At 65.8% G+C, this 13,527-nt stretch carries 16 protein-coding genes and 2 pseudogenes; 10 read left to right on the top strand and 8 right to left on the bottom strand.

Annotated elements, in window-relative coordinates; genetic code table 11:
- Nucleotides 1-86: 86 nt before the first annotated feature.
- From ABEA07_RS05445 to ABEA07_RS05435, 3 genes are all read right to left on the bottom strand, one after another.
- Nucleotides 87-1,067, bottom strand: coding sequence for a Bug family tripartite tricarboxylate transporter substrate binding protein (locus ABEA07_RS05445; protein ID WP_425584078.1), 981 nt, complete (start codon nucleotides 1,065-1,067; stop codon nucleotides 87-89).
- Nucleotides 1,068-1,161: 94 nt separating this feature from the next.
- Nucleotides 1,162-2,082 carry a site-specific tyrosine recombinase XerD gene (xerD, locus tag ABEA07_RS05440; RefSeq protein WP_345536585.1) on the bottom strand — a complete coding sequence of 307 codons (921 nt, stop codon included), beginning with the start codon at nucleotides 2,080-2,082 and terminating at the stop codon, nucleotides 1,162-1,164.
- A gap of 73 nt (nucleotides 2,083-2,155) precedes the next feature.
- Entirely contained in the window at nucleotides 2,156-3,133 is a 978-nt protein-coding gene (locus ABEA07_RS05435) for a tripartite tricarboxylate transporter substrate binding protein BugE (RefSeq protein WP_345536390.1), read from the bottom strand.
- 104 nt (nucleotides 3,134-3,237) lie between these two features.
- Here ABEA07_RS05435 and ABEA07_RS05430 point away from each other — a divergent pair, with 104 nt between their 5' ends.
- From ABEA07_RS05430 to ABEA07_RS05395, 8 genes and pseudogenes are all read left to right on the top strand, one after another.
- Nucleotides 3,238-4,143 (top strand): AEC family transporter, encoded by a 906-nt coding sequence (locus tag ABEA07_RS05430; protein ID WP_345536388.1) that lies wholly within the window; start codon nucleotides 3,238-3,240, stop codon nucleotides 4,141-4,143.
- An 18-nt stretch (nucleotides 4,144-4,161) separates the two neighbouring features.
- The gene (locus ABEA07_RS05425) at nucleotides 4,162-4,584 is read left to right on the top strand and encodes a hypothetical protein (protein ID WP_345536387.1); all 423 of its coding nucleotides are present in this window, start codon (nucleotides 4,162-4,164) and stop codon (nucleotides 4,582-4,584) included.
- Nucleotides 4,585-4,712: 128 nt separating this feature from the next.
- Entirely contained in the window at nucleotides 4,713-4,865 is a 153-nt protein-coding gene (locus ABEA07_RS05420) for a hypothetical protein (RefSeq protein WP_345536386.1), read from the top strand.
- Nucleotides 4,866-4,886: 21 nt separating this feature from the next.
- Complete coding sequence (locus ABEA07_RS05415) at nucleotides 4,887-5,468, top strand: nitroreductase family protein (RefSeq protein ID WP_345536384.1); 582 nt, start codon at nucleotides 4,887-4,889, stop codon at nucleotides 5,466-5,468.
- A 323-nt stretch (nucleotides 5,469-5,791) separates the two neighbouring features.
- A complete protein-coding gene (locus tag ABEA07_RS05410; protein ID WP_345536383.1) occupies nucleotides 5,792-7,180 on the top strand; it encodes a tyrosine-type recombinase/integrase in 1,389 nt (462 codons plus the stop codon).
- Between the two features lie 126 nt (nucleotides 7,181-7,306).
- Entirely contained in the window at nucleotides 7,307-7,651 is a 345-nt protein-coding gene (locus tag ABEA07_RS05405; RefSeq protein WP_345536381.1) for a type II toxin-antitoxin system RelE/ParE family toxin, read from the top strand.
- Nucleotides 7,648-7,980, top strand: coding sequence for a helix-turn-helix domain-containing protein (locus tag ABEA07_RS05400; protein ID WP_345536380.1), 333 nt, complete (start codon nucleotides 7,648-7,650; stop codon nucleotides 7,978-7,980). Before ABEA07_RS05405 ends, ABEA07_RS05400 begins: the two co-directional genes overlap by 4 nt.
- A gap of 226 nt (nucleotides 7,981-8,206) precedes the next feature.
- A pseudogene (locus tag ABEA07_RS05395) lies at nucleotides 8,207-8,674 on the top strand (DDE-type integrase/transposase/recombinase); the annotation flags it as partial.
- On the opposite strand, the gene ABEA07_RS05390 reads toward ABEA07_RS05395, so the two are convergent.
- Nucleotides 8,662-9,108: a hypothetical protein gene (locus ABEA07_RS05390; RefSeq protein ID WP_345536595.1), complete on the bottom strand. Its 447-nt coding sequence runs from the start codon at nucleotides 9,106-9,108 to the stop codon at nucleotides 8,662-8,664. The pseudogene ABEA07_RS05395 and the gene ABEA07_RS05390 overlap by 13 nt on opposite strands.
- Between ABEA07_RS05390 and ABEA07_RS05385 the strand changes: the two are divergent.
- Nucleotides 9,065-9,274 (top strand): annotated as a pseudogene (locus ABEA07_RS05385) (transposase); the annotation flags it as partial. The gene ABEA07_RS05390 and the pseudogene ABEA07_RS05385 sit on opposite strands and share 44 nt — an antisense overlap.
- 125 nt (nucleotides 9,275-9,399) lie before the next feature.
- Here the strand turns inward: ABEA07_RS05385 and ABEA07_RS05380 are convergent.
- A complete protein-coding gene (locus ABEA07_RS05380; RefSeq protein WP_425584077.1) occupies nucleotides 9,400-10,215 on the bottom strand; it encodes an alpha/beta fold hydrolase in 816 nt (271 codons plus the stop codon).
- A gap of 128 nt (nucleotides 10,216-10,343) precedes the next feature.
- Here ABEA07_RS05380 and ABEA07_RS05375 point away from each other — a divergent pair, with 128 nt between their 5' ends.
- The gene (locus tag ABEA07_RS05375; RefSeq protein WP_345536378.1) at nucleotides 10,344-11,264 is read left to right on the top strand and encodes a LysR family transcriptional regulator; all 921 of its coding nucleotides are present in this window, start codon (nucleotides 10,344-10,346) and stop codon (nucleotides 11,262-11,264) included.
- A gap of 42 nt (nucleotides 11,265-11,306) precedes the next feature.
- Here the strand turns inward: ABEA07_RS05375 and ABEA07_RS05370 are convergent, their stop codons facing one another.
- From ABEA07_RS05370 to ABEA07_RS05360, 3 genes are read right to left on the bottom strand one after another with little or no spacing between them, the layout of a single operon-like run.
- Nucleotides 11,307-11,726, bottom strand: a complete 420-nt coding sequence (locus tag ABEA07_RS05370; protein ID WP_345536377.1) for a hypothetical protein — start codon at nucleotides 11,724-11,726, stop codon at nucleotides 11,307-11,309.
- On the bottom strand, nucleotides 11,723-13,087 hold the full coding sequence (gene accC, locus ABEA07_RS05365; protein WP_345536375.1) for an acetyl-CoA carboxylase biotin carboxylase subunit: 1,365 nt from the start codon (nucleotides 13,085-13,087) through the stop codon (nucleotides 11,723-11,725). Before accC ends, ABEA07_RS05370 begins: the two co-directional genes overlap by 4 nt.
- Nucleotides 13,080-13,523 (bottom strand): acetyl-CoA carboxylase biotin carboxyl carrier protein, encoded by a 444-nt coding sequence (locus ABEA07_RS05360; protein WP_345536374.1) that lies wholly within the window; start codon nucleotides 13,521-13,523, stop codon nucleotides 13,080-13,082. The genes accC and ABEA07_RS05360 overlap by 8 nt, the downstream gene beginning before the upstream one ends.
- Between the last annotated feature and the right edge of the window lie 4 nt (nucleotides 13,524-13,527).

Raw genomic sequence — 13,527 nt, 5'->3', positions numbered from 1 at the left:
GGCGCCAGCGCGCCCGCCGGGCAGACGCTGGCGCCAGCGCCGAGCCCGTCGCGAAACATGCGGAAACAGGCGTCGAGTGCAGCCCTTCAATCGTTCTTCAATCCGGCGCCCTTGACGATGCGCTCGTTGCTTTCGAACTCGGTGGCGATCTGGTCGGCGAAGGCCGCCGCCGAGCCCCCGGTCGGCACGTTCCCCGCGGCCTCCAGCTTCGCGCGCAGGTCGGGGCTCTCCAGGGCCTTGTTGATCTCGACGTTGTACTTCGTGATCAGGATGGGCGGGGTGTTCGCCGGCGCGAAGATGCCGAACACGGAGCTGAGATTGGCCGCCGGATAGCCGAGCTCGGCCAGCGTCGGCACGTTCGGCAGGCTGGCCAGGCGTGCCGGCGCCCCCACCGCCAGCGGGCGAAGCTTGCCCGAGCGGATGTGCTGGGCCAGGGCCGGCGCCGGATTGATCGACAGGATCTCGAACTGGGCGCCGAGCGCGTCGTTGAGCTGCTGCGCACCACCTTTGTAGGGCACGTGGGTGATGTCGACGTTGGCGGCGGCACGCACTTCTTCCAGCACGACGTGGCCCAGCGAGGCCCGGCCCGAGGTGGCCCAGCGCACCGCGCCGGGGCGGGCGTGCGCGTCGTCCAGCAGCGTGCGGAAATCGCGCGTGCCGGTGGCCTCCGTGGCCAGCAGCAGCACCGGCGAGTACATGACGCTGGCCACCGGCGCGATGTCCTTGAGCGGGTCGAAGGGCGACTTGGTGATGTGCGGGTTCAGCACCAGGGGGCTGATGGCCGAGAAGCCGATCGTGGCCCCGTCCGGTGCAGCCTTGGCCACCGCATCCATGCCGATGGTCCCGCTCGCGCCGCCCTTGTTCTCGACCACCACCGTGCTGCCGAGCTGGGCGGCCAGCTTCTCGGCCAGCGCCCGAGCCACCAGGTCGCTGACGCCACCCGTCGGGTAGGCCACCACCATGCGGATGGACTTCGGCACGGATTGCGCATGCGCCAAAGGCAGAGCCATGCAGCAGGCCAGGGCCGGCAGCATGACGCGCCGGCGAAAAGAAAACGTCCGACTCATGGGCATGGGTCCTTCATGCACGGGGGTGTTTCTCGAGTTTGCGATTCTGGCGCCACATGCATCCCGATTGCAGCGTCGGGGCATTCGCATCGGCTCATCCACGAGGATGATGCTGGGCGTGCAGTTGCTTCAGGCGTTCACGCGCCACGTGCGTGTAGATGGTGGTGGTCGAGATGTCGGCATGCCCCAGCAACAGTTGCACCGCGCGCAGATCGGCCCCATGGTTGAGCAGGTGCGTGGCGAAGGCATGGCGCAACGTGTGCGGCGACAGCGGCACGTGGATGCCGGCCGCCTGGGCATGCTTCTTCACGATGATCCAGAACATCACCCGCGTCATGCCGGCGCCGCGGGCGGTGACGAACAGGTCCGGCGTCTGCTGCCCGTCCAGGATGGCCGGCCGCGCATCGTGCATGTAGCGCTCGATCCAGCGCCGCGCCTCGCCGCCGAAGGGCACCAGGCGTTCCTTGCTGCCCTTGCCGAGCACGCGCAGCACGCCGTCGTTCAGGCTCAGCTCGAACACCCGCAACGCCACGAGTTCGCTCACGCGCAGCCCGCTCGCATACATGAGCTCCAGCATCGCGCGGTCGCGCAGGCCCAGCGGCGTGTCGACGTCAGGTGCGGCCAGCAGGTCGTCCACCTGCATCTCGGACAGCGTCTTGATCGCCCGCATCGACTGCTTCGCGGGCACCAGCCTCAGGCTCGGGTCGGCAGCGATGCGCTGCTCGCGCACCGCCCACCGGAAATAGCGCTTGAACACCGTGAGCCGCCGGTTGGCCGACGTGGCCTTGCCCTTGTCGGTCAGCCGGGCTCCCATGTAGGCCTGGAGATCGCTTTCGCGCGCCGCGTCGAGCGCCCGGCCGGCCTGCGCGTGCAGCCATCTCGCGAACAGCACGAGGTCGCGCCGGTAGGCCGCCAGCGTGTTCTTCGACAGGCCGTCCTCCAGCCACAGCGCGTCGATGAATTCCTCGATCTCGGGCAGGGCGGGTGGTGGCGGATCGATGGCCTCGGTCGTCATGGCGGGCAAGATAACAAACAAAAAAGCCGCCCGCGGCGCGGGCGGCTCCTGGTGGGGCCGGGGAGATCCGGGATCAGTTGTCGAGCGTGAGCTTCTGCTTGGCCACCACCTGCTTGTAGACCGCGTACTCGGCCTTGATCTGCTCGGCGAACTGATCGGGCGAGTTGGCCACGACCAGCGAGCCGGTGTCCTCGATGCGCTTGCGCACCGCCGGGTCTTCCAACGACTTCTTCACGCCGGCGTTGATCTTGTCCACCACTTCCTTGGGCAGGCCCTTGGGCCCGAGGATGCCGTAGTAGGCCATGCGGTTGACCGGCTCCAGCCCCACTTCCTTGAAGGTGGGCACGTTGGGCAGGTCCTTCAGGCGCTGCGGCGCCGAGACCACGATGGGAACCAGCTTGCCGGTCTTGATGAAAGGCAGCGCGGAGGGGATGTTGTCGAACATGATCGCGACCTGCCCTGCCACCACGTCGTTCAGCGCCGGGCCGGCCCCGCGGTAGGGGATGTGGGTCACGAAGGTATTGGTCAAGCTCTTGTAGAGCTCCATTAGCAGGTGGCCGATGCCGCCGGTGCCGGAGGACGCGTAGGAGTACTTGCCGGGGTTCTTCTTGATCTCGGCCACGAACTCGGCGTAGTTCTTGGCCGGAAAGCTCGGGTGCACCGCGATGATGTTCGGCGTCGCCGCGATATTGATGATCGGCGTGAAGTCGTTGATCGGGTCGTAGGGCACTTTCGGGTTGATGGCCGGGTTGGCGGCCGTGCTCGACACGGTGGCCACGCCCAGCTTGTAGCCGTCGGGCGCCGCACGCGCCGTCTCGGCCGCGCCCACGATGCCGCCACCGCCCGCCTTGTTGATGACCACCACGCTCTGGCCCAGGGCCTTGCCCAACGGCTCGGAGATCACGCGCGCCACGATGTCGGTGGTGCCGCCCGGCGCGAACGGCACCTGCAGTTCGACGGGCTTGTTGGGATAGCCCTGCGCCCAGACGGGGCTGGCGACAAGCGCCAGCGCAGCAGCTGCGGCGAGCGCATTCCATTGACGACGTTGCATGAAAGAAGCTCCTGGAGAATCAAATCAAAGGCTCGAATGTAAACGGCCACGCCGCCGCGCCCGCTTGTGGATAACCCACGGTGGGCAACGATTATTCTCGGGCGGTGAACTTTGCCCAGCTGCTCTTCCCCGACTTCTCCCTCATCGCCTGCGGCTGGCTGCTGTGTCGCTACACGGCGCTGGACCGCCGCGTCTGGGGCCAGGTGGAGGTCCTGGTCTACTACTTCCTCTTTCCGGTGCTGCTGTTCCATTCCATCGTGCGCAGCCCGCTGGATTTCAACGCCACCTCGCATCTGCTGACGGCCGGACTGGGCGTTGGCCTGGCGGGCATCGGCCTGGCCTACGCCCTGCCCTTCGTGCCGGGCCTGCGCACCCGCGTCGACCGCCGCGACCATGCGGCCAGTGCGCAGATTGCCTTTCGCTTCAACTCCTTCATCTGCCTGGCCCTGGCCGACCGCATGGCGGGACCGGCCGGGCTGTTGATGATCGCGGTGCTGATCGGCGTGTGCGTACCGCTCCTCAACATCGCCGCGGTCTGGCCCATGGCACGGCATGCGCAGGCCGGACTCGCGCGGCAACTCGTGCGCAATCCGCTCATCATCGCGACGCTCGGCGGCCTGGTGGCCAACTTGCTGGGTCTGACCGTGCCGGATTGGCTCGCTCCCACGCTCACCCGCATCGGCGCGGCCTCGCTGGCGCTGGGCCTGATGGCGGCGGGTGCCGGCATGCAGTTCGCGACACTGGCGCGCGGCAAGGCGCTGGCGGTCTCGGTGCTCGGCATCCGCCACCTGCTGCTGCCGCTGACCGCCTGGGGCCTGGCCCTCGCGCTGCGGCTCGACCCCGCGCAGGCCGCAGTGCTGATGACCTTCTCTGCCGTCCCCACCGCCTCCAGCGCCTACGTACTGGCCGCGCGCATGGGCTACAACGGTCCCTACGTGGCGGGGCTGGTGACGCTCTCCACGCTGCTGGGCGTGGTGAGCCTGCCCTTCGCGCTTTCGCTGGTGCGCTGAACCCGTACCATTCGCGCGATGCGCCCCCTGCTGCTCTTCGCCGCGGTCTTGCTTGCGCCGATGGCGCAGGCTCAGGAATACGCTGGCTACCTCGGCGGATGGCAAGGCGCCTTCCTCCTGTACGTCACGCAGCCGGACACGGGCGCGCAAGGCGCGCCGGCGGTGCACGACGGCCACCTGCAAATCGCCGCGGACGGGAGCGTGCGCGGCCAGTTGCCGGAGGCAGGCTGCATCCTCACCGGGTCCAGCGCCGACTTCGTCTCCGCCGTCAATGCCTCGCTGGACCTGGACATGCGTGGCTGCAAGGACACGCGCTTCAACGGCCACTTCACCGGCAAGCTGATCAACAACCCGGTCCTGCGCTATGCCTCGCTGCGGCTGAGCTCGATGCGTTCGCTCGACACCGGCACGGCGCAGGTGTCGGCGATTCTGCGGCGTTGACGTCCCGCCGGCTTCTGTGCCTGTCTGCGGCTCGCGTCACGCGAAGGCTCGGGCTCGACCCGTCCAACAGGCAAGGTCCACCCAGGGCAGCGAGGCACAATCGGTTCGCACCCCGAGGGATACGAACGATGGCCAACTCCTCCGAAAAGATCTACACCGAGCCTTCCGCCCTGGACGGCAGAACCGTGGCCAACCTCGGCTCTCTGCGAAGGATGGCGGGTCCGTGGGCGAAGGTCGGCAAGCCCTCGCCGAACCCGCTGGCCGCAGGCCGCGACAGCTGATCATTCCGACATCGCAACGCCATGACGAGCACCCATCCTCTGCTGGCGGCGATGCTGTCCCGTCGTTCGGTCTCTCCTAGGCGCCTGGGGCTGCCCGGGCCCAGCGCTGCGCAGTTGAATGTCATGGTGGACGCGGCGCTTCGGGCGCCGGACCACGGCCGCATACTGCCCTGGCGACTCATCGATTTCGGTGATGCGCAACGCGCCGCACTGGCGCAGTTGTTCGAGGACGAGAAGCGCCGTCGAACGCCCGATGCCACGGCGCAGGACATCGAGCGGGCCCGCGCGCATGCCACGCAGACGCCAACGATGCTCGCCTTCATCGTTCGGCCCACGCCGGGCGCCGCGGTGCCGGTCCATGAGCAATGGCTGGCCGCCGGGGCGGCCCTGGGCCAGTTAGTGCTGGCCGCACACGTATCGGGCTTCGGCGCCATCGTGCTCAGCGGGCAACGCTGTGAAGACGAGCCCCTTCGACAGGCACTCGGCATCGCCCCCGATGAGACGCTGGCCGGCTTCGTGAGCATGGGCACGGTCATCGCGGCGCCACTTGCCGCGCCGCAGATCGACAGAGGCCGCGTTCTCTCGGACTGGACGCCTGATTGAGAAGCTGTGAACGTGCCCGCCGCGCCCGCTCACGCCGGCGAGGCGGACCCGCTTTGCGTTGCAGATCCCCCTAGCCGCTGGGCTAAGACAAAAGAAAAACGGGGTACAGCAGATGTGCTGTACCCCGTTCGATTCTGGCGGAGTGGACGGGACTCGAACCCGCGACCCCCGGCGTGACAGGTGAGTAATTGCGGATTTCCCTGGACGTCCCCGGACGGTAAATATCCTTATAAAACAAATACTTATCTCATTTTCTTGTCCATTGCCGTTCGCCTGAGTACACTGAAATCCATCGATTTTTAGGACACGGCTAGGACACGGACATGGCCAAGCTGACTGTGCGGGGCATCGAAGCACTCAAGCCAAAGGACACCGGTTACAAGGTCACGGCTGACCGCGGGCTCTACCTGCGCGTGGCTCCGGACGGCACCAAGACCTGGCTCGTGCGCTACGTCGTGGCCGGCAATCAGATCCAGGCTCGCCTACCGCGTCCCTATGGCAGTAGCGGCACCGATGGCCACATGTCGCTCGCCCAGGCGGTGGCTGAGAACGCTCGCATTCAGTCGCTCGCTCGCGATGGCATCGATTTTCAGGTTCAGCGTGCCGAGGCCGATCGCATGGCCGCGGACGCGAAGGCCGCAGAGGTCGCTGCCAACGCCCCTTTCCGGACGCTGTTCGAGACCTGGCTGGCCGACGGTGTGAGCCGCAAGGATGGCAATGCGGAACTTCGCCGGAGTTTCGAGAAGGACGTGCTGCCGACCATAGGGAACAAGCCGGTGCGCGAACTCGGCGACACCCAGTTGCTCGACCTCCTTCGGAACGTCGGGCGCAAGCGCGGGCGTGCGCGAACTGCGGAACGGATGTTGACCGAGACGCGCCAGATGTTCCGCTGGGCCATCAAGCGCCAACCATGGCGCTCACTTCTGGCCAACGGCAACCCGGCCGAATTGGTCGAGTTAAAGCAGGTCGTACCGCAAGGCTACGAACCGGGAATTCGAGAGCGCACCCTTTCCGCCAGCGAGATTCGGGAGCTTCGCGACATCTTCGCAAGCATGGCTGCCGCCTATGAGGACGCGAAGAACAAACGGGTCGCAGAAAGGCCCGTTCAGCGCGAAACCCAACTCGCCTTGTGGATCTGCCTCGGGACCGCTTGCCGGATTGGTGAACTGCTCCAGGCGCGCTGGGAGCACGTCGACTTGAAAAAAGCGACCTGGTTCGTGCCGCGCGAGAACACCAAGACGCAGGTCGACTGGCAGGTCTATCTCTCGGACTTCGCATTGGAGCAGTTCGAGGCCCTACACGCGCTCACCGGCGAAACCGCGTGGTGCTTCCCTGCCCGCCAGCAAGAAGGGCATGTCTTCGTGAAGACCGTCAGCAAACAGGTCGGCGATCGCCAGACCCGGTTCAAGAACCGCAAGCCGCTTGCGCATCGCAGGAACGATGATTCACTGGTCCTGTCCGACGGCAAGAACGGCGAGTGGACTCCTCATGATCTGCGTCGGACAGCCTCGACGATGATGCAGGCGCTGCGCATAAGCCCGGACGTGATCGATCGCTGTCAGAACCACGTGCTGCCTGGCAGCAAAGTACGCAGGCACTACCTCCACCATGACTACGCCGAAGAGAAGCGCGAGGCATGGCGACTGCTCGGCGAGCGCATCCAAGTCATACTGTCCGCGAGCAATGTGGTGCCTCTGCAGCGCGCCGCATGAGACTCGCTCATCGTTCCGAGATGCGACCAGGGTACGCTGGGAGCCAACAAGGCCCCAGTGTTGCCGGGATGGACGTGGGATCGACCCTATGCCCAGGTTGGTATAAAATTTGATACGGATTCACTGGTGAACGAAGAGAAGGAAATCCGCTGGGTGGGTTCGGCCTATGACGATCTGCTGGCGTTTCCCGACGAATCGCGCCGCAGCGCTGGTTTTCAGTTAGGGAAGGTCCAAGTGGGCCTCGACCCCGACGACTGGAGAGCGTTCGACGACGTTGGTGCAGGCACTCGGGAGATTCGTATCCGGGATACCAGCGGCATCCATCGCGTGATGTATGTCGCCAAGTTCGAAGAGGCGGTCTATGTCCTGCACTGCTTCCAGAAGAAGACCCAGGCGACCAGCAGACAGGACAAGGACATCACCGAGGCGCGCTACCGCGCTGTGGTCAATGCAAGGAAAACGACGAGATGACGATCGACACTGCCATTCGCCATGTGACGAAACCCGGAGCGAACATCTTCCTGGAACTGGGTTTCGCGCCGAAGGAGGCCAAGCGCTTGCAAACGGCATCCCGCAAGCAGATCAATGACACGCGGCTGCTGAAGCAGCAGCTCATGGACGAGCTATCCGCTTGGATCGCCGAGCACCATCTGAAACAGGCCGAAGCAGCGGAAATCCTGATGGTCTCCCGGCCCCGCGTGTCTGATGTCGTCAATAGGAAGACCGCCAAGTTCACGATCGACGCGCTCGTCGAGATGCTCAGCCGCGTCGGCAAACCCGTGAGGCTGGCTATCGGCTGAACGACTGCCCGAGCCGAAACGGGCCGCTCGCAGCGTCTTGCTCCCCCTACTCGCTAGCTCTAAGAGCGTCGGCCTAGCGTTTTCCGTCTGCGCTCAGCTGCACCGTCTCTGGCCCCGGTGCCCGAATCGGCCGTGTTGACGACAACGCGGCGAGCGCGGGCTCGTATAGTGAGCGGCGCGCCAATGTCCGGGCCCGAACTCAGCGGTCAGTCCAACACACAGTACGTCACGGATTGCTGACTTGCAACCGAGCGAGCCACTGGTACGCTACGAGCACGAAGCGCCTGGGGACATGCTGCACATCGACACCAAGAGACTGGGGCGCATCGAGCGGCCTTCGCACCGCGTCACCGGCAACCGCCGCGACAGCGTCGATGGCGCCGGCTGGGAGATGCTGTTCGTGGCGGTGGACGATCATGCCCGCATCGCCTTCACCGACATGCACCCCGACGAGAAGTGGCCGCAGGCCGTGCAGTTCCTGCGCAACGCCGTGGCCTACTTCCCCAGCCTGGGAGTGAGGGTGCAGCGCGTGCTGACAGACAACGGCGCGCCGTTTCGCTCAAAGCACTTCGCGCAGGCCTGCGCCGAGCTGGGCATCCGCCACAAGTTCACACGCGCCTACCGCCCGCAGACCAACGGCAAGGCCGAGCGCTTCATCCAGTCTGCTCTGCGAGAGTGGGCCTATGGCTTCAGCTGTCCTGGCGACAGGGTGCGCGCCCCGGAGGACAGGAATTGCCTGCCCTCGGCGTCCACGGTTTCGCCATAGAGCTTGGCCCCAACGCCTTTGCCCTCGTCCTTGATCTCGCGCAGGACTTCGCCGCGGTAGTTCTGGAACATGGGCGTGCCGATGTGGCTGCCCAGCGCGTACCAGATGCTGCGAAGCTGCTCGTGGTTGTAGCGGCTCACGTCCAACCCGCGCATCTTGACCATGCCCGAGCCGTTCTCGAGCTCTTCGCGCACGTCATCGAAGAACGGCTTGCCCGAGGGCAGCGGGAAGTTCTTCTGGTTCAGCTCCTTCCAGTCGATGCCCTTGACCTTGTGCACGGCCAGATCGATCTCCTCCAGCACGGCCGAAGGGACACGCCTGCTCGAGACGGCCGAGCAGTTGAAGGCGACCATCCGGGCCAAGGTCGAGCATCCGTTCCACGTGATCAAGAACCTGTTTCGTCACAAGAAGACCCGCTACAAGGGCCTCGCGAAGAACGGGGCGCAGCTGTTCAGCCTGTTCGGGCTGGCCAACCTGGTTATCGCCAAGAGGTCGCTGCTGGCCGCTCATGCCCGAGGTGCGTCTTGAACGCCGAAAGCGGCCTCGCAAGAGGCGCGAAACACACGGCGGGTCGTCCCTCACGGCGTGAAATCGACCGCAGCGCTTCGTAATGCCCACAGATCCGATGGCAGCGCTTATTGATCAGCATCTCCCTAGCCTTGCACCTGTGCATGGAACTCGCCGATCTCCTGCCACATCGAGATGGGGTTGGAATACATCGGAAAGTGTCCACAGCGAGGAATTTCGGACAGGCGAACGCCCTGCGCCCGGATGTACGGCAGATAGGACAGCGACGCGTTCTGCTCGCCGTACATGAACATCCTGGGACACGAGAGCGCGAGGAACTTCTCCATCAGGCTACCGTTGTCGGACAGTTCGACCATCGACTCGAAGATCCCTCTCACCGCCGCCGCCCGAACCTTGTGCCGCAGGCTGGCTGCATACAGCGCGCTGGCGTAGGCCGGCGCGTGGCGAGCACGTTCGATGAAGTCGTCGAAGAACTGTTCGGCGTTCCCCCGCGGGTGGTCCACGATCTGCCGGCTGAGGAAGCAGTCCTCGGGAGCGATATTGCCCTCGATGTCGACGAAGCTGAGGATCCGGTGCGGATGGGCATGGGCCAGCATCAACGCCGTGAGCCCGCCCATCGAGTGTCCGACGAGGTGGAAGCGCTCGAACCCGATGGTCCCGATCACTGCCAGTGCCGTCTCGACCAGGAACGGAATCGAGATGCGCGACAGGTCGGCGCAGCGGGTCTCCCCGCAGCCGGGCGCGTCGTACGCAAGAAGGGGATGCCCGGCGAACTCGCTGTAGCGAACGATGTCGGCGTAGTCCTCCTTGGTAGAACCGAACCCGTGGAAGAACACGATCGGCTCGAGCGGCCCCGCGCGGTGGATGGCTGCCACTTCCAGTTCGACACCGTCGACATCGAGCGTGAACGTGGACTTGGCGAACTCGCTTTGCATCGACATCTTCGATAATTCCCGTCAGGTATTCGTGATTGGGTGGAAGTCTCCCGGGCGGTACTTTCCTCGCGATCCATCGTTCTGTAAATTCCGATGTCAGGAATATCTTGATACGACGAAGCTATGGAACCCGCATGATCAACTTCCGCCTTGTTCGCCATCTGTGGCTGTTCCTGGCCGTTGCCGAGGAGCAGCATTTCGGGCGCGCGGCCAAGCGGCTGGGCATGTCGCAGCCCCCATTGACCGAGCAAATCCAGGTGCTCGAGCATTCGTTGAAGGCGCAGCTCTTCGTGCGGTCCAGGCACGGTGCGCAGCTGACACCTATCGGGCAGGCCATCCTGCCGGCCGTGCGCAAGTTCGTCGACCAGATGGAACAGCTGGAGCTCGCGGTCCGCGAGGCCTCGGCCGGCCAGACGGGCACGCTCACCATCGGTGCCATCTCGTCGGCCATGGTCGAGATCCTTCCTCCGTATCTGGATCGGCTGCGGGCACTGCACCCGCGCCTGACCATTGCCGTGCGTGAGATCGACAGTGCCGAGGCCATCCCTTCACTCATCGACGGTGACGTCGATCTTGCCTTTGCGAGGTTGCAGGGCGAACTGGGCGAATCCATCGATTCCATCACGCTGGCCAACGACCGCCTCGCCGTCGCCCTCCCCGTCTCCCACCGGCTTGCAGGAAGCACGCGGATCAAGCTCCGTTCCCTGGCCGACGAGGCCTTCATCATGTTCGCCCGCCGAGTCAGCCCGGTGTATTTCGACGGCATCATTGCCGTTTGCCGGGAGCACGGCTTCTCGCCGCGCATCCTCCATGAGGTCCGCAGCGTCGCCGCGCAAGTGGCCTTCGTCGGCTGCGGACAGGGCATCGCCCTGGTGCCCTCCGGATTGAGGCGGCTGGCGCCCGAGAACGTCGTGATCAAAGCACTCGCCGAGAAGGTGGACGTCGTGACCAACGCTGCCGCCTGGAGCACGAGCCGGGTCAATCCTTCCCTCACGATCGCGCTCGAGGTCCTTCGGGACCAGGTTCGGCAGCGTGCATCGAAAGGCGGGTGGTAGGCCGATTCGGGGGAGACCAGCTGCCGCCGCCTGGCGCCGCTCTCAGCCCAGCTCGAACAGCACGTCGCCGTACCCGACCAGCGCCCCGTCCTGCGCGACCGGCCAGATTGCGGCAGCGTCGCGATCGGCCACCACCGGCGTCAGCACATCGCCGGTGCGAAGAAATGCCAGGATCTGGCCCTGCCTCGCCGGTTCTCCTTCCCGGACCGGTTCGAGGCCCGTCAAGGGGTGCTTGACACATAGTAACCCGATGCCCGGGGACCTCAGCGGCATTGATGCGTCGCCCGTGCCGGGCGGAGACTGGACGGTAGCGCGCGCGTCACGATCGCTCGGCAGTTGCGTGCCTGGTTGCCTGCTGAAATGCAGTCGAAGGATGCCCTGCGGCCCCTCGTATTCGAAGAAGGTCGCGTCGCTGCCCTGAAGACGCTGGACGACCCGCTGCAGTTCGCTGCCGGTGATCATGATGTCGTGGTCCCTTCGTTCGCCGCGGCAAGCCAGCGCTCCAGGTGGTGGATGTCGGTCGCGCCTTCGACGAAGCCCGCCTCGTCCATCAGCCTGCGCTGCAGCGCCGTCGTGGTCTCGATGCCCTCCACCACCATCTCGTCGAGCGCCACGCGCATGCGCGCAAGCGCTTCATCGCGGGTCCTCGCATGCACGAGGACCTTCGCGATGAGCGAGTCGTAGTGCGGCGGCACCGTGTAGCCGGCCTGGAGATGCGACTCCACGCGCACGCCGGGACCCGCCGGCGGCATCCAATGGGTCACCGTTCCCGGAGATGGCGTGAAGCGCCAGGGATGCTCCGCATTGATGCGGCACTCGATCGCATGTCCCCTGGGCTGCACGTCCGCCTGCGTGAACGACAGCGGATGCCCCTGCGCGATGCGCAGTTGCTCCACCACGATGTCGATGCCCGTCACCAGTTCGGTCACCGGGTGCTCGACCTGCACGCGCGTATTCATCTCGATGAAGAAGAATTCGCCGTCCTCGTAGAGAAACTCGAAGGTTCCCGCACCGGCATACCCGATCTCGCGGCAGGCATGCGCGCACTGCGCGCCCAGCGTTTCGATGCGCTCGCGCGGGACGCCGGGTGCCGGCGACTCCTCGATGATCTTCTGGTGCCGACGCTGCATCGAGCAGTCGCGCTCTCCGAGCCAGACCGCATTTCCGTGCGCATCGGCCAAGATCTGGATCTCGACATGGCGCGGGTGCTCCAGGAAACGCTCCATGTAGACCTCCCCGCTGCCGAACGCCCGCAAGGCCTCCTCGCGCGTCATCGCCACGGCGGACTCCAGCTGCGCCGCGTCCCGCACCACGCGCATGCCGCGTCCACCGCCGCCGGCGGCGGCCTTGATGATCAGCGGGAAGCCGACCGAGCCTGCAATCCCGCGCAGGGCCTGCGCGTCCTCCGGCAGCGCATCCTGCGACCCCGGGACGCACGGCACGCCTGCTGCGAGCATGGCGCGCTTGGCGCTGATCTTGTCGCCCATGCGGTCAATCGCCTCCGCGCTCGGACCGATGAACACCAGGCCGGCGTCTGTGACGGCCCGGGCGAATCGCGCGCTTTCGGAGAGAAAGCCGTATCCGGGATGCACGGCCTGCGCGCCGGTCAGTTGCGCCGCCCGGATGAGGAGCGCGGGGTCCAGGTAGCTGCTGGCCGCAGGCGCCGGTCCGATGCACAACCTCGTGTCGGCGAGTGCGACATGCCTGAGCTCGGCATCCGCCTGCGAATACACCGCCACGGTCTTGAGCCCGAGGAGGCGGCACGCCCGCAGGATGCGCAGCGCAATCTCTCCGCGGTTCGCGATCAGCACGGTATCAAACATCGCGGCTCTCCCCGGCATCGATCACGAACAGCGGCGCGCCCGGCTCGACCGGGGCTCCGCTGCTTGCGAGGACTTCGGCCACCCGGCCCGCGTGATCCGTCTCCACCGCATGCAGCATCTTCATGGATTCGATCAGGGCCAGTTGCTGGCCGGCCTCCACGCGCTGGCCGAGCTCGACGAGTGGCGGCTGATCGGGCGCCGACGCACGGTAGAAGGTGCCGTGCATGCCCGCCCGGACGATCTCCTTGCGTTCGTTCTCGACCGGATCGGCTTCGGCGATCGCCGGCGCTGCGGCTTGCGGTGTTTCGGCCACGATCTCCTGCTGCCCGAGGTCGCGGACCAGGCGCAGGCGATGACCGTCCGCGTGCTGCTCGATCTCCGATACGCTGCTGCCCCGCACGGCGAGCAGCATCATGTCCACCAGTTCAGCGATCATCTCG

Source organism: Variovorax defluvii (assembly GCF_039541515.1).
In the GTDB taxonomy this organism is placed as follows: domain Bacteria; phylum Pseudomonadota; class Gammaproteobacteria; order Burkholderiales; family Burkholderiaceae_C; genus Variovorax; species Variovorax defluvii.
This window is presented reverse-complemented; position numbering and strand designations above follow the sequence as displayed.